Origin of the sequence: Streptomyces sp. NPDC093544 (assembly GCF_040683495.1) — a bacterium.
GTDB lineage: Bacteria > Actinomycetota > Actinomycetes > Streptomycetales > Streptomycetaceae > Streptomyces.
In genome coordinates this window covers 43,647-58,653 of record NZ_JBFBEA010000029.1, presented here as the reverse complement: position 1 = coordinate 58,653, position 15,007 = coordinate 43,647, and the positions used below count along the sequence as shown (strand labels likewise).

At 69.8% G+C, this 15,007-nt stretch carries 14 protein-coding genes and 1 pseudogene; 7 read left to right on the top strand and 8 right to left on the bottom strand.

Annotated features, from left to right (window positions below; all coding sequences use genetic code 11):
* Positions 1-187 precede the first annotated feature (187 nt).
* Positions 188-1,351, top strand: a complete 1,164-nt coding sequence (locus AB0N66_RS34575) for a glycoside hydrolase family 64 protein (protein WP_365442593.1) — start codon at positions 188-190, stop codon at positions 1,349-1,351.
* A gap of 61 nt (positions 1,352-1,412) precedes the next feature.
* On the opposite strand, the gene AB0N66_RS34570 is transcribed toward AB0N66_RS34575, so the two are convergent.
* A complete protein-coding gene (locus tag AB0N66_RS34570; protein WP_365442491.1) occupies positions 1,413-2,066 on the bottom strand; it encodes a helix-turn-helix domain-containing protein in 654 nt (217 codons plus the stop codon).
* Positions 2,067-2,182: 116 nt separating this feature from the next.
* Here AB0N66_RS34570 and AB0N66_RS34565 point away from each other — a divergent pair, with 116 nt between their 5' ends.
* Both AB0N66_RS34565 and AB0N66_RS34560 read left to right on the top strand, forming a co-directional pair.
* On the top strand, positions 2,183-2,746 hold the full coding sequence (locus AB0N66_RS34565) for an NAD(P)H-dependent oxidoreductase (RefSeq protein ID WP_365442489.1): 564 nt from the start codon (positions 2,183-2,185) through the stop codon (positions 2,744-2,746).
* Between the two features lie 119 nt (positions 2,747-2,865).
* Positions 2,866-3,543, top strand: coding sequence for an AIM24 family protein (locus AB0N66_RS34560; RefSeq protein ID WP_365442487.1), 678 nt, complete (start codon positions 2,866-2,868; stop codon positions 3,541-3,543).
* Positions 3,544-3,593: 50 nt separating this feature from the next.
* Here AB0N66_RS34560 and AB0N66_RS34555 read toward each other — a convergent pair whose 3' ends face one another.
* The 3 genes from AB0N66_RS34555 to AB0N66_RS34545 form a co-directional block, all read right to left on the bottom strand.
* Positions 3,594-5,348 (bottom strand): M4 family metallopeptidase, encoded by a 1,755-nt coding sequence (locus AB0N66_RS34555; protein WP_365442485.1) that lies wholly within the window; start codon positions 5,346-5,348, stop codon positions 3,594-3,596.
* Between the two features lie 206 nt (positions 5,349-5,554).
* Positions 5,555-6,619: a polyprenyl synthetase family protein gene (locus AB0N66_RS34550; protein WP_365442483.1), complete on the bottom strand. Its 1,065-nt coding sequence runs from the start codon at positions 6,617-6,619 to the stop codon at positions 5,555-5,557.
* A complete protein-coding gene (locus AB0N66_RS34545) occupies positions 6,616-7,677 on the bottom strand; it encodes a tetratricopeptide repeat protein (protein WP_365442591.1) in 1,062 nt (353 codons plus the stop codon). Before AB0N66_RS34545 ends, AB0N66_RS34550 begins: the two co-directional genes overlap by 4 nt.
* A gap of 287 nt (positions 7,678-7,964) precedes the next feature.
* Here AB0N66_RS34545 and AB0N66_RS34540 point away from each other — a divergent pair, with 287 nt between their 5' ends.
* A complete protein-coding gene (locus AB0N66_RS34540) occupies positions 7,965-8,876 on the top strand; it encodes an aminoglycoside phosphotransferase family protein (RefSeq protein WP_365442481.1) in 912 nt (303 codons plus the stop codon).
* A 71-nt stretch (positions 8,877-8,947) separates the two neighbouring features.
* Here the strand turns inward: AB0N66_RS34540 and AB0N66_RS34535 are convergent, their stop codons facing one another.
* Positions 8,948-9,427 (bottom strand): MarR family winged helix-turn-helix transcriptional regulator, encoded by a 480-nt coding sequence (locus AB0N66_RS34535; protein ID WP_365442479.1) that lies wholly within the window; start codon positions 9,425-9,427, stop codon positions 8,948-8,950.
* A 145-nt stretch (positions 9,428-9,572) separates the two neighbouring features.
* On the opposite strand from AB0N66_RS34535, the gene AB0N66_RS34530 reads away from it, so the two are divergent.
* Together AB0N66_RS34530 and AB0N66_RS34525 are read left to right on the top strand one after the other, a co-directional pair.
* Positions 9,573-10,454: an SDR family NAD(P)-dependent oxidoreductase gene (locus tag AB0N66_RS34530; protein WP_365442477.1), complete on the top strand. Its 882-nt coding sequence runs from the start codon at positions 9,573-9,575 to the stop codon at positions 10,452-10,454.
* A 124-nt stretch (positions 10,455-10,578) separates the two neighbouring features.
* Positions 10,579-11,205, top strand: coding sequence for an alpha-ketoglutarate-dependent dioxygenase AlkB (locus AB0N66_RS34525; RefSeq protein ID WP_365442475.1), 627 nt, complete (start codon positions 10,579-10,581; stop codon positions 11,203-11,205).
* A gap of 12 nt (positions 11,206-11,217) precedes the next feature.
* Here AB0N66_RS34525 and AB0N66_RS34520 read toward each other — a convergent pair whose 3' ends face one another.
* From AB0N66_RS34520 to AB0N66_RS34510, 3 genes are all read right to left on the bottom strand, one after another.
* Positions 11,218-11,823: a TetR family transcriptional regulator gene (locus AB0N66_RS34520; RefSeq protein WP_365442589.1), complete on the bottom strand. Its 606-nt coding sequence runs from the start codon at positions 11,821-11,823 to the stop codon at positions 11,218-11,220.
* Entirely contained in the window at positions 11,820-13,244 is a 1,425-nt protein-coding gene (locus AB0N66_RS34515) for an MFS transporter (protein WP_365442587.1), read from the bottom strand. The genes AB0N66_RS34520 and AB0N66_RS34515 overlap by 4 nt, the downstream gene beginning before the upstream one ends.
* A gap of 112 nt (positions 13,245-13,356) precedes the next feature.
* Entirely contained in the window at positions 13,357-14,562 is a 1,206-nt protein-coding gene (locus AB0N66_RS34510; RefSeq protein ID WP_365442473.1) for an FAD-dependent monooxygenase, read from the bottom strand.
* 95 nt (positions 14,563-14,657) lie between these two features.
* On the opposite strand from AB0N66_RS34510, the pseudogene AB0N66_RS34505 reads away from it, so the two are divergent.
* A pseudogene (locus AB0N66_RS34505) lies at positions 14,658-14,894 on the top strand (tyrosinase family protein); the annotation flags it as partial.
* Between the last annotated feature and the right edge of the window lie 113 nt (positions 14,895-15,007).

Sequence of the window (15,007 nt, the reverse complement as noted above, 5' to 3'; positions counted from 1 at the left end):
CGTGGGCCCATTGGAGTACCCCGCCCTCGATGGGGGCCGTCCCGACTGGACCGGACCAACCCTGCGCGAAGCGTTGACATGTACGCAGCCCGGCGCAATTCTGAGAGCGCTCTCAGGAAAACCGGAGGCGTCCCGTCCGAAGGAGGATAAGAGCGTGCTCAAAAGACTCAGGTGGCGGTCCCTGGCGGTGGCCGCGGCCACCCTCGCCGCAGCCCTGTTCACGTTCGGAGCCCCGACCGGGGCCGAGGCCGCCGTCCCGGCGACCATCCCGCTGAAGTTCACGAACAACTCGGGCCGCAGCGACGCGGTCTACATCTACAACCTCGGCACACTGCTGACGACCGGACAGCAGGGCTGGGCCGACGCGAACGGTACGTTCCACGCCTGGCCCGCCGGCGGCAACCCGCCGACGCCCGCGCCGGACGCGTCGATCGCCGGACCCGCGAACGGGCAGTCGAAGACGATCCGGATGCCCAAGTTCTCGGGCCGGGTCTACTTCTCCTACGGGCAGAAGCTCGACTTCCGGCTCACCACCGGCGGTCTGGTGCAGCCGGCCGTGCAGAATCCGAGCGACCCGAATCGCAACATCCTCTTCAACTGGTCCGAGTACACACTCAACGACTCCGGCCTGTGGCTCAACAGCACACAGGTGGACATGTTCTCGGCCCCGTACGCCGTCGGAGTCCAGCTCGCCGACGGAACGACGAAGAGCACCGGTCACCTCAAGTCGGGTGGCTACAACGCGGTCTTCAACGCCCTGCGCAGTCAGTCCGGCGGCTGGGCGAGTCTGATCCAGACCCGGTCCGACGGGACCGTCCTGCGAGCCCTCGCCCCCGGCCACGCGGTCGGGTCGGGCGTGCTGCCCGCCAACGTCATGGACGACTACATCAACCGCGTGTGGACGAAGTACAGTTCGTCGACGCTGACGGTGACCCCCTTCGTCGACCAGCCGAACACCAAGTACTACGGCCGGGTCTCGGGGAACGTCATGAACTTCACCAACAGCGCAGGAGCGGTCGTCACCAGCTTCCAGAAGCCGGACGCCGACAGCATCTTCGGCTGCCACAAGCTCCTCGACGCCCCCAACGACCTGGTGCGCGGCCCCATTTCCCGCACCCTGTGCGCGGGCTTCAACCGCTCCACCCTCCTGGTCAATCCCAACCAGCCGGACACCGGCTCGGCGAACTTCTACCTGGACGGGGTGACCAACCACTACGCCCGCCAGATCCATTCGCAGATGGCCGACGGCAAGGCGTACGCGTTCGCCTTCGACGACGTCGGTGCCCATGAGTCGCTCGTGCACGACGGCAATCCGCAGCAGGCCTACATCACACTGGATCCGTTCAGCTGACAGATCCTCACTTTCGGGCGGCCGGGTGCGCATGCGCCCGGCCGCTCGGCGCTGAGCCGCTTCAGACCGAGCAGGTGCTCCGGTTCACGAGGTCGTGCCAGCCCGACTCCAGTCGCTCCAGGGGCATGCCGCACTGGCGGGTCAGGTGGTTGATCAGGGCTGGCTCCAGGTACCCCATCAAGGTCTGTGCGATGAGGTCGGTGTCCGCGGCCGGGACGGCCTGGCGGAGCAGCATGGTGACGTGCATGAGGCGGACGCGGTACGGGGCGGAGCTGAAGCGGCGCGAGGCGTCCGGTTCAGCGGCGAGGTAGAGGTCGAGCCGCTCGGACGCCTGACGCAGGGTGGCGCAGCCGAAGGCATGCAGTCGCTCCACCGGTGAGGCACCGGGGCCCAGCGGGGGCGGGCCGCTGAAGAAGCCGGTCTGGAACCGCTGTTCGGTGTGATCGAGGAGCGCCATCAGGAGGCCGGTGCGGTCGCCGAACCGCCGGAAGACGGTCCCCTTGCCCACCGATGCCGCGCAGGCGACGGCCTCCATCGTCACATTGGCCACCCCGCGCTCCTCCACCAGGCGGGCGGCGGCCTCCAGCAGACGTGCACGGTTGCGCGCCGCGTCGGCGCGCAGTTGCGGCGCGTCGCCCCGGGGTGCGAGTTCCATCAGGACCGGCTCGTCGGTCGGTTCCTGTCGCTTCGGAAAGGGCGGCAGTGGGGTGGACATGAAGCCAGCGTAACGGCACTCCAGGACAACTGGACTGCGGTCCACTTCGGTGATACAACTTTAAACGGACCTTGGACCGCTTTGTTGCAGCAATGTTTCAGCTTCGGGAGTCATCCATGTCCGTACAAATCCTCGCGCTCGTCGGCAGCCTTCGCGCCGGCTCCCACAACCGCCAGCTCGCCGAGGCGGCCGTCAAGCTCGCGCCCGAGGGCGCGGAGGTGGAGCTTTTCGAGGGCCTCGCCGAGATCCCCTTCTACAACGAGGACATCGACGTCGCGGGCAGCCTGCCCGCCGCCGCCGTCCGTCTGCGTGAGGCCGCCGCCCGCGCCGACGCGTTCCTCCTCTTCTCGCCGGAGTACAACGGCACCATTCCGGCCGTGCTGAAGAACGCCATCGACTGGCTGTCCCGCCCCTACGGCGCCAGTGCCCTCGCCGGCAAGCCCACCGCTGTGGTCGGCACCGCGTACGGCCAGTTCGGCGGCGTGTGGGCGCAGGACGAGGCCCGCAAGGCCGTGGGCATCGCCGGCGGCACCGTCCTGGAGGACGTCAAGCTGTCCATCCCGGGCTCCGTGACCCGCTTCGCCGAGACCCACCCGGTCGACGACGCCGAGGTCGCCGCTCAGCTCACCGAGGTCATCCACACCCTCTTCGGTCACGCCGGTACGCCCAGCGCCGTCTGACAACTCCGTGCGGGGCCGGTCCGGTTCACCCGGGCCGGCCCCTCATGTCTTTCCCGGTCACCTCTTTCCCGGTCACCGAGATCCTGGCGGAACGCCACCCTCTGGGCCAAGATGCCCGCATGAAGGGTGATCTCTTTTCCAGTGACCACATGGTGCAGCCCGCCGTCGCGCCGGGCATGACCATCCAGAACGCCAAGTCGATCAAGTACGCCGTCAACGGCGACATGCTTGCGCGCCAGGGGGCGATGATCGCCTACCGGGGGAATCTGCAGTTCGAGCGCAAGGGCCAGGGCGTCGGCGGCATGCTCAAGCGGGCCGTCACCGGCGAGGGGCTGCCACTGATGACCGTCCGCGGGCTGGGCGAGGCCTGGTTCGCGCACGAGGCGCAGAACTGTTTCATCGTCGACATCGAGCCGGGCGACGTGTTCACCGTCAACGGGCGCAATGTGCTGTGCTTCGACGCCACGGTGTCGTACGAGATAAAGACCGTGAAGGGTGCGGGCATCACGGGCGGCGGCCTCTTCAACAGCGTCTTCACCGGCCACGGCAGACTCGGCCTGGTCTGCGAGGGAAGTCCGCTGGTCATCCCCGTCTCGCCGCAGCAGCCGGTGTTCGTCGACACGGACGCGATCGTCGGCTGGACCGCCCATCTGCACACCTCGCTGCACCGTTCGCAGTCGATCGGCTCGATGATCCGCGGCGGCTCCGGTGAGGCCGTGCAGCTCAAGCTGGAGGGCGAGGGGTATGTCGTCGTACGGCCCAGCGAGGTGACGCCGCAGAAGGCTCAGCAGCACTGAGGCAAGGACCGGCGAAGGGTGCCCCGCCCTGGTGGCGGGGCACCCTCAGGTCATCCGTTGGTGGCGGTGACATTGACGGCGGTCCAGGCCTTCGCCACCGTCTTGTACTCGGTACTGCTTGTGCCGTACAGGTCGCCGGCGGCCTTGAGGGTGGCCTCGCGCGCGTCGTGGAAGTCGGTCGTCGAAACCATGTAGCGGGTCAGCGCGCGGTAGAAGATCGCCGTGGCCTTGGCACGTCCGATGCCGGTCACCCGCGAACCGTCGTACGTGGGCGAGTCGTAGGTGACCCCGCCGATCGTCTTCCTGCCACTGCCCTCGGCGAGCAGGTAGTACGCGTGTGAGGAGACGCCGGAGCCCGCGTGGACCTCGGTGTCGTAGGCCTCGGACGACCAGTAGTCGACCGCTCCCTCCAGCTTGTCCAGCGAGGGACGGTCGAGGCGGCGCAGGAACTTCTGTGCCAGGCCGAGCTTCTCGCCCACGAGGTAATTGGGCGGGTTCTTCGGGTTGTTGGCGGAGAACTCGACCGCCGAGCCGAAGATGTCGGCGAGGGACTCGTTCAGCGAACCCGGCTCGCCGTACTGGTTGCCGTCCCGGTCCACTCGGGTCGGTTCGAGGGCGGCGGTGGCGTCGACGACCCCGTGGGTCAGCTCGTGACCAGTGACGTCTAGGACGACCAGCGGCTTCTTGAGCATGTCGCCGTCCCCGTCGCCGTACAGCATGCAACCGCAGGTCGAGTCCCAGAAGGCGTTGCCGACCTTGTTGCCGAAGTGGACCATCGCGCGGGCTCCGGCGCTGTTGTTCTTGATGCCCTTGCGGCCGAAGGTCTTCTTGTAGAAGTCCAGGGTCTTGGTGATGCCGTACTGGGCGTCGACCGCGGCGGTGACACTGCTGGAAGTGGCGCCGTTGCCCCACTTGTTGTCGGCGTCGGTGAACTTCTTGCCGCGCGAGAAGGCTTCCAGTTCCTGGCCCTTGGCGTCCCGGGTCTCGGTGTTCCACCGGGTGGAGTCCTTGAGGAGGTAGCTGGTGCGAGCCGTGCGGGTGGTGGTGAGCGTCACCTTGCCTGCGAAGAGGGAAGCGCCGCTGCCGGTGGCCTTGACCGGGTAGGTAGTGGCAGCTGCCGCACCCAGGAGGCCTGCCGGCTGGGCCGAGGTACCCGTCTCGGGGCTCAGCTGTTCGCCGCGCTCACGCAGCGTCTCGTCCAGGGACGGCGAGATGAACTCGTCGCTGTCGGGAACGTTGCTGCGGATCCGGCCGGACCTGGCGTCCACGACAACCGTGCGAGATCCGCCTGCCTCAGTCATGTCGCTGTCCGTCACGCGCACCTGGTAGGCGAGCGCGCTCGCGCCGTCGCGGGCGTCGACGACGAGTTGGGCGTCGCCCGCGTCGCCCTTCGCGACCTCGGCGGCCTTCCGCTCGGCCTGCCGGGGCGTCAGCTTCGCCTCGGTCGTGGCCGGCTCGACGGCGTGATCGGCGGCCCTGGTCACACCGAGATAGGCGGACCGCCCGCTGAGGTGAACGACGAGGTCGCCGCCGAGGACCGGCATACCGAGGTGGGCGCGCACGAAGCGCACGTGCTGCTTGCCGTCCGGATCCGTCATGACGTCCTTGGCCCGCAGGGTGTCGCCCTGGCTGACACCGGTGGCCGACGCGTGGGCGAACGCTGCCGCCCGGGCGGCGTCCACCGGCGAGGAGGCCACAGCCGAGGCGCCGACAGGCACGGAAGCGAAGGCGGGGCCCGTCGGGAGCGTGACGGTCGTCGTCACCGCGACGGCGATCGCCACGCGACGTATGTGGGGTATACGCACTGATTTCCTTCGAACAGGGGCGGCCGGGATCACCAACCGCCCTCACGCACGGCACCGTTGAACGCCGTGGGGACTGTCCCGCCCCGGGGCGACAGATGTGCCGAGAGATGAAGAGGTTGCCTGGTGGGATGCGTCAACACGTGCATGTGACCGACGTCGCAGGCTGCCTCCGGTCCGGAACGGAGCGGACCGGAGGCTCGGAGATGTCAGATCACGCGGTGGGCGAGGGAGGACAACAGGGTGCGCAGGTCACGGGCGGGGCGCGGGGCCAAGGGTGCGCCCGCCAGGAGCGTGTGCGCGGCGGTGAGATGACGCCGGGCTTCGCGCAGGGCCGCGGCACGGCCGCCCGCCTGTTCGACGAGGGTTGCCGCTCGGCGTACGGCGGAGTCGTCGAGGGTGGCCCGGGAAGTGAGGAGTTCGGCCAGCGCTGAGTGGCCGGGGGCGTTCAGGGCGGCGAGGACCGGGAGTGTCTTCTTTCCCTGGCGCAGGTCGCTGTGGACCGGCTTGCCGGTGACCGCCGGATCGCCCCACATACCCAGCAGGTCGTCGGCGATCTGGAAAGCCACGCCCAGGTGACGACCGGCGCGGTCCAGGGCGTACACGGCCTCCCGCTGCCCGCCTGCCAGTTGAGCCCCCAGGGCCAGCGCGCAGCCGAGCAGGGCGCCGGTCTTGTGCTCGGCCATCGTCGCGTACTCCCCCACGCCCACCGCCTCGGGACCGGTCCAGGGACGATGGGCGAACAGCAGGTCGTCGGCCTGGCCACGGACCAGATCGCCGAGGGCCGTCGTCAACTGACGTACGGCCGTGGCGCCATGCGGAGTCGCGGGTACCGCCGTGAGGGTCTCCACCGCCAGGGCGAAGAGCGCGTCCCCGGCGAGGACAGCGGGGCCGGTGCCGTACGCCTTCCACACGGCGGGACGGCCCCGGCGCAGCGCGTCGCCGTCCATGATGTCGTCGTGCAGCAGCGAGAAGGTGTGCACCAGCTCCACGGCGACCGCGCCGGGCACACCCGCGTCGGCACAACCTCTGGCCGCCTCCGCACCGAGGACGGCCAGTGCCTGCCGTACGCCCTTGCCCTGGCTGTACGCCGCGGGGGCGCCGCCCACCTCACAGCGGCCCAGGGCGTAGCCGGCCATTTCCCCGACCCAGGGGTGCAGTCCGCCGATCGCCTTCGCCAGCGCGGGGGCGACGAGTTCGCGGCAGCGGTGCAGGATCTGCGGGGCGGCGGGGGCGTCCGGCGGGGACTGAAGGGATGTGGACAGGAGCGTCATCGCGTCACCTCCGTGTCAGAGCTGCCGGCCGGTGCCACAAGGCCGAGCTCCGTCCGTGCCCCCTCGACCATCCGCCCCGCGTGGCGCAGTCCGATGCTCTCCAGGACGCGGGCCAGTTCGGTCAGGTCCGCTTCAGTCTTGGCGCGGTCGCGGCCGAGGCGGGCCAGGGACTTGACCAGGCCGAGGCGTGCCAGGGCCCGGCCGCGAGGCTCGCTCATCGCCTCGAACTCCGCCAGCGCCTGCGTGTAGACGTCGCGTGCCTGCTCATAACGCCCGGCCCGGTAGAGGACGTTGGCGCGCATCTTGTGGTTGTAGGCGAGCGCTCCGGACAGGTTCATCGCACGGCACGACTCCTCCGCCTCACTCAGCAGTTCCATCGCGCGGTCGGGGTCCTGGTCGCGTACGGAGACGATGTCCGCCAGTCCGCGCAGGGCCCAGGCGTGGCCGCGCCGGTCGTCGGCGCGCGCGGCGATCTCGGCCGCTTCCTCGAACATCGCGTAGGCGGTGTCGTAGGCGCCGGTGTTGCGGTGTATCTGTGCGATGCCTTCCAGGGCCCACACGGTGTGGCGGGCCTCACCCCGCTTTCGGGCCTCGGCCAGGAGTTGCTCGTGCAGGGCGGTCACGGCCGCGTAGTCGCCCTGGATGCGACCGGTCTCCGCCATCCCCGCCAGGGAGTAGCCGCGCGCCACGACGTCGCCGGCGTGCTCACCGAGTTCGGCGGCCAGCCGCAGCAGCCGCCAAGCCAGTGGGAAGGCGCCGCGCTGCCGGGCCAGGGTGCCGCCGCTCCACAGCGCCCACGCCATGGCTGCCGCGTCCCCGGCCTCGCGCGCGGTGCGGTAGCTCGCCTTCCACGCCCGGTCGGCTTCCGCCACCTGCCCCAGCCGGCGGTGCGCCTCGGCAACGGCGAGGCCCGAACGCGCCGCCTCCGCCCGTGCGCCCACGCGTTCGGCCGCGCGGAGTTGCTCGGTGCCGGCCGCGAGGACATCGGTGAGCGAGGAGTTCACGGACAGGGTGGTCAATGCGCCCTGGTATTCCGGGGCGAAGGCCTTGCCGTACATGAATGCCTTTCTGTCTGCCATCGGTCGGCCACGTCGGAACGCCCGCCGGTGGTACTGGCTGTCACGGGCAGCGCGCGGCCATCCAGCTATACACGCCATGTATACGCAGAGCGTATAGTGCGCCGGATTTCCATCTGGGAATCCTTCGCTCAGTACGGTCGACGCGCTGCCCACCCGTTGCCGATCAAGACGAAGCCGGTGCCCGCAGGGTTGCCTGGCATTGCGAACAAGCTCGAAACAGGCCGAGGATGAGGGAAGTTGACCTTCGACACCGAGAGCAGGAGCTGATGTCCGCAGGCCCGATGCATGCCCACGAAGCGCCGATCGACGACTCGCTCGTACGGGAGTTGCTCGCCGCGCAGTTCCCCCGCTGGGCCGACCTGCCGCTCAAGCGCGTCACGTCATCCGGGACCGTCAACGCCCTCTACCGTCTCGGCGACGACATGGCCGTACGTCTCCCCCGCGTCCCGGAAGGCGCCGGAGACGTGGAGAAGGAGCGGCGCTGGCTGCCGCTCCTCGCCCCGCTGCTTCCGCTGCCCATTCCCGAGATCCTCGCCACCGGCGTTCCCGGGGCGGGGTACCCGTGGTCCTGGAGCGTGGGCCGCTGGCTCGACGGCGAACTCCCCGTCCCGGACCGCCTTGCCGACCCGGTCCGGCTCGCCGCCGACCTCGGCGCGTTCGTCGCCGCGTTGCGGAAGGTAGACCTACCGGGCGGGCCGCCCGGCTACCGGGGCGGGCCGCTGGCATCCGTGGACGCCTCGACGCGCTCCGCGCTCGGCGAACTGGAAGGCATGATCGACACAGTCGCGGCCACGGTCGCCTGGGAAGCGGCGCTGGCGGCACCCCTCTGGACCGGTCCGCCCGTCTGGCTCCACTCCGACCTGATGCCCATGAATCTCCTCACCCACCAGGGCCACCTCAGCGCCGTCCTGGACTTCGGCACCATCGGCATCGGCGACCCCGCCTGCGACCTCATCCCCGCCTGGAACCTCCTCCCCGCCGAGGCGAGACCCACCTTCCGGCACGCGACAGGAGCCGACCACGCCACCTGGGCACGTGGCCGCGGCTGGGCCTTGTCCATGGCCCTGAACCAGCTTCCGTACTACCGCACGACGAACCGCGTGATGGCGGCCAACGCCGAGCATGTGATCCGCGAGGTCCTCGCCGATCCGGAGGCCGCCTCCTGGGGTGAGCGCTGAGGGCGGAGGACTGAGGGCCGACGGCTGAGACCCCACGCGCCCGGTGATCTCACGGTGGAACCTCGGGCTGGTCAACGAGGCTTCCTCGAAAGGGAGTTCCGAGTATCCGGGGCGGTCGGCGACATCGCCGCCTCGATGGCGTCCAGAAGCCCGTCCAGATCGGCCAGCCGGTCGTCCCCCATGGCCCCGAAGATCTCGCGCAGCACATGCTCGCCCGCGGCGGTGCCGGCCGCCAGCGCCTTGGCGCCGGCCGGGGTCAGGGTGACGAGCTTGGAGCGCCCGTCGTCGGGGTCCGGTGTCCGTTCGACCAGCCCCTCGCGCTCCAGTGCCTCGACCGACTGCGTGACCGACCGGGGGGCATGGCCCAGTTCCTCCGCCAGCACCGCCTGCCGCACGGAGCCCCGACGGTCGAGGACCTGAAGGACCTTGGTGCGGGCGAGCGAGAGGCCGCCCGCGCTCATGCCGTCGTCGACGACCCTGCGCAGGCGGTAGCCCAGTGACAAGTACCGCAGCCCGACATCCGTGGGGCTCATCTGGTCGCCGCCGGTCATGGTGATCGCTCCTGTCGTCGCCTCGAACACTCTCCTCGATTGATGAGGTGCCTCACCAATGTTACGTGTTACGTTACTGAGGTACCTCATCATCCGTCGGCGAGGCACTCCGCACCACCTCGCCATCCGCCACGGAGAGAACTCCATGAACGCTCGACCCGTCATCGTCATGACCGGCGCGACCAACGGCCTGGGCAGGCTTGCCGCCCTCGACCTCGCCCGCGCCGGAGCCCACCTCGGCCTCGTGGCCCGCAGCGAGGGGAAGGCCGACGCGCTGCGGCGGGAGATCGAGGAGGCCGCACCGGGAACTCCGGTCGACGTCTTCCTCGCCGACCTCTCGCTGCTGGGTGACGTCCACCGTGCGGGAAAACAGATCGACGCCCGCTACCCGCGCATCGACGTACTGATCAACAACGCGGGCCTGCACGGCTTCTCCCAACGGGTCACCTCCGAGGGGCTCGCCGAGATGACCGTGGTCAACTACCTCGCGCCCTGGGCTCTCACCGCAGCCCTGCGCGACAAACTGACGGCCTCGACGCCCTCCCGGATCATCACGGTCGCCTCCCGGGCCTCACTCCGGGCCGACGGCGTCTATCCGCTCCAGAACCTCACCGGCACGGCCGACTACACGCGTCGGGAGTCAAGCGGGCTGTACGGCCGGACCAAGCTGATGGACATCATGTTCACCCAGGAGCTCGCCCGGCAGCTCGACGGAAAGGGAGTCACGGTCACCTGCTGCTGCCCGGGGTTCAACGTCACCGGACTCGGCCGCGAACTCCCCTTCGCCGGGGCCTTGCAGAAGCTCCTCACCCGGTTGCGTATCGGGGACCCCCGGCGCGGCGCCGAGATCATCGTCCGTCTCGCGACCGACCCCGCGTTCGCGGCGAACACGGGCGGTTACTTCGCCGCCAAGGGCGCCAAGCCGCTGGAGTGCCCGAAGGCGGACCGTGGCGAACAGGCCCAGCGCGCACTGTGGGAGGCAACCTCCGAACTCCTTGCCGACACCCGCCATACACGCAGCGCCTGAGGGACCCGCCCACGCGAGAGAAGCCGGCCGCCATCAGACACGACGCGGGTCGCGGAGGCCCCTCGACCCACACCACCACCTCCAGCAATGGAACATACATTCGATTACGGAGTACGCTGGACGCATGTCCACGCACCTCCAGGGCTCACTCTTCGACCAGACCGACGAACTGCGCCTCACCCCACTGAACGGGATGCGCCGGACCACGCTGGGCCACGGCGCCTGGATCGACCTGCTGCCCGGGTGGCTGGCCGGGGCCGACGCCCTCTTCGCGCGGCTCGTCGCGGACGTGCCGTGGCGCGCCGAGCGACGGCAGATGTACGAGCACGTGGTCGACGTACCGAGACTGCTCGCGTACTACGGCGGCGGCGACCCGTTGCCGCACCCGGTCCTCGACGAGGCGCGGGAAACGCTGTCCGGGCACTACGCCGCCGAGCTCGGTGAGCCGTTCACCACGGCCGGACTCTGCTACTACCGCGACGGCCGCGACAGCGTGGCCTGGCACGGGGACCGGGTCGGGCGGGGTGCTCGCGAGGACACCATGGTCGCCATCCTCTCCGTGGGCGCACCGCGCGATCTGGTGCTGCGCCCACGCCGCGGAGGCGACACTGTGCGGCGGCCTCTCGGACACGGCGACCTGATCGTGATGGGCGGCTCCTGCCAGCGCACCTGGGAGCACGCCATCCCCAAGTCGGCGCGGGCGGCGGGGCCACGGATCAGCGTCCAGTTCCGCCCGCACGGGGTGAACTGAGCCGTCGGTTCCTCACACCGGGCGGGTGATGTGGGCCTGCACCGTCGGGCCGTACCGGTCGACGATGTCCTCGATCGCCGTCGCGCGCAGGCTGGTTCCGCGGGCGATGCCGTACATGACGCCGAGGCCGAGCAGTGTGCTGACGGCGAGTTCGGCGCGCAGGCCCGCGTCGGGGCCGCTGAGGCGTTCGGCGAGGCGGCCGCTGACCTGGGTGCGGAAGTTGGCGCGCAGTATGTCGCCCTGCTCGCCCTGGAGCGGGGCGAACACGATGCGCAGGACGGGGTCGGCGCCGCGCTCGGTCTGGCCGATCAGCAGATGGCGGACCATGTGCCGGCCGAGGTCCTCCAGCGGCGCGTCCAGCAGGCCGTCGGCATCGGACTCGAAGGAAATGACGCGTGCGAAGAGCGCGTCCTTGTTTCCGAAGTACTTCAGGATCAGCGGCGCACTCACCCCCGCCCGCTCGGCGACCGCCTTGAGCGTGATGTCCGCGTGGGCGCGGCGGGCCAGCAGATAGCGGGCCGCGCGGAGGATGGCCGCCTTCGTCTCCTCGGCGTCGCGGCGCGGCGGAGCGGTGGCGGTTGCCGCGAGACCGGGGGGCGGGGTGATCACGGTGGTCAGGCTCCTTCGAGTGCCTCGTCGTGGGTCGCTGCCGTACGGTCGCGAGCCGGTGGGGTGTCACGAGGGGCGGCGTCGGCGGGTATGGCGAGCGCGGCGGCGCAGGCCACCAGGGCGACCGTACCCGCGATGGCGAAGGCCAGCAGATAGCCGTGCAGCGTGGGTATGGAAACGCCGCCGACGAGGCTGGTGTGGTGGACGAGTACGGCGGCGACGGCGGCGCTGCACACGGCCTGGCCGACGGTCCGCATCAGGACGTTGACGCCGTTGGCGGACGCGGTCTGCCCGGCGGGCACGGCGCGGATGATGAGGGTGGGCAGGGCCGAGTAGGCGAAGGTCGTTCCGATCGACACGACCGTGGCGCCCAGGATGATCACCCACAGGTCGCGGCTGTCCGCGATGCGTACGACATAGCCGACGGCGATGATCGCGGCGCCGATGGCCAGCGTCACGCGCGGGCCCCGGGACATCGAGATGCGTGCCGAGACTGGCGAGAGGAGCAGCATGGTCACCCCGCTGGGCAGCAGGCACAGACCGGTCGCCACGATCGACAGGCCGAGTCCGTAGCCGGTGGCCACGGGCGCCTGCACGAGCTGTGCCGTGACCAGCGTGTTGGCGTAGAAGGAGAAGCCGGTCAGGAGCGCGGTCACATGCGGCAGGGCGACCCGCGGGCGGGTGGCCAACTTCAGGTCGACCAGGGGCCGTTCGGCGCGCCGCTGCTGCATCGACCACAGGGTCAGGACGACCACGCACGCCACGAACAGGCCCAGGATACGAGGGCTGGTCCAGCCCCACTGTCCGCCCTGTGACACGCCGAGCAACAGACAGACCAGGCCCGCGGCAAGACCCAGCGCGCCCAGGGTGTCGAAGCGGCCGGGCTCGCGGACCGGCGACTCCCGCACCGCCCACCGGGCGAGCGCGAGGCCGGCGGCGCTGAGCGCGGTCGTCACCCAGAACATGACGTGCCAGTTGGCGTACTGGACGATCAGCGCGGCGAGCGGCAGGCCGAGGGCGGCGCCGATACCCAGGGTGGAGCTCATCATCGCCACGGCTGAACCCGTACGCTCCGGCGGCAGTTCGTCGCGCAGGATGCTGATCGACAGTGGGATAACCGCGGCGGCCGCGCCCTGGAGCGCCCGTGCCGCGATCAGTATGCGGATGTCGGACGTGAGGGCGCACACCAGCGAGCCGAGCGTCATCAGCGCGAGTGCCATGAGCAGCACACGCCTCTTGCCGTACATGTCCCCTGCCCGGCCCAGCACGGGAGTGAGCACCGCTCCGGACAGCAGGGTCGCCGTCACCAGCCAGGAGACCGCGCCCGCCGAGGAGTTCGTCAGCCGCGGCAGGTCCGGCAGCAGCGGCACCACGACCGTCTGCGTGACTGCCATGAGGATCCCGCCGAACGCCAGCACCGGGACCGTCATTCGCTCACGCAGAGCCGCCACAGATACTCCAGAAGTCCACAAAAAATGGGTGAATAGCGATTCACCTTAACTGGTGAATCGCTATTCACCCAACAAAAATCTTGGCAAACGGCTACCGGCGGGAGCGGACGGCCTGCACCGAACGCGCCAGCCGCGGCCCCAGCCAGCGCTTGAACCGGCGCAGCGCCTCCAGTTGTCCGGCCGCACGGTCGATCCGGTAGTACACCTGCGGCGGGATGTACGGCAGCAGTGGCGAGTGGCGCTGGCCGAGCAGGGCGAACATCTGCGCCGGCGGGAGGTGGATGTAGCGCGGGAGGTTCTCGTACCACTGGGCGCTGTGGCGGGCCGCGCTCTGGATCGACAGAAGCGCGGCCTTGCGCTCCCGTTCGTAGTGAGCGAGGGCCGCGTCCAGATCCGGGATCTCGCGCAGCGCCCCGGCCAGTGAGAGTGCGTCCTCCAGCGCGAGGGTGGTGCCCGCGCCGATCGAGTAGTGCGTGGTGTGGGCCGCGTCGCCGATCAGGACCAGATTGCCGTGGCGCCAGGTCCGGTTGGTCAGAGTGCGGAAGTTCAGCCACTGCGCGCTGCCGTCGCTCTGCGCCCGCCCGATCAGTGCGTGCCCGTCCAGGAGGTCGGCGAAGAGTTTCTCAAGGAGGGCCAGGCCATCGCCCTCGCTCGCCGCGTCGAGCCCGAGACCGGTCCAGGTCTCGGGGGAACACTCGACGACACAGGTGCTGTGCTCTCCACTGAACGGGTAGGCGTAGCACCAGATCCAGCCGTGCTCCGTCTCCACGAAGGAGAAGGTGAAGGAGTCGAAGACCTTGGTGGTGCCGAGCCAGAGGTAGGTGTTCCGTCCCATAGTGACGTCACTGCCGAAGTGGTCGGCGTGGCGCTCGCGCAGGGCGCTGTTGACTCCGTCGCCCGCGACGACGAGATCGGCGTCGGGCAGCCCCTCGGCAGACACGTCGTGCTCGAACTCGACCCGCACACCGAGGGATTCGGCCCGTTCGGCGAGCAGGTCGAGCAGTCGGCGGCGGCCGATGCCGAAGCCTTCGTCGCCGGGGTGCACCGTCCTGCTCCCGCCGACCTGGGCGACCCCCTCACTCCAGCGGACCGAGCTCTCGCTGACGGCGCGCGCGGACTCGGGGTCGCCCTCGCGGAGTTTGTCGAGCAGGGCCGCCCAGTACGTCACTCCCCAGCCGTAGGTCGAACCGGCCGGATTCCGTTCGTAGACAGTGATGTCGTGGGACGGATCCTGGCGCTTCATCAGGATCGAGAAGTACAGGCCGGCTGGTCCGCCACCGACGCACGCGATCTTCACGCGCACTCCCTTGTTGCACTTTGCGGTCAATTGACTGCGAAGCGTAACAGCGCCGAGGTGCGCGCCAGTTTGCACGCGACAGCCGGGACGGTCAGGTGGCGACGTACGACATGGCTCCGTGGAACAGCCCCTCGGACGGCTTCCGCAACCACCTCGAAGGCCGGCGGGGCGTCAATCTCCACAACCGGGTCCATGTCTGAGCGGGCGGCCATCCGCCCGTCGTCGGGACCCTAAATGTTGTCGACCTCAACGAGACGATGAAGCCGTGGGGCGACGTCCGGCCGACCGATCTGCTGGACCACACGGCGCACCACACGTTCGACACGGTCTGACGGTCGGACGGGCCAACGCGTCGGCCGTTTCCGTCGTACGGACAGGCCCTACGCGTCGGCCGTCTCCGTCGTACGGACAGGCCCTACGCGTCGGCCGTCTCCGTCGTACCGAC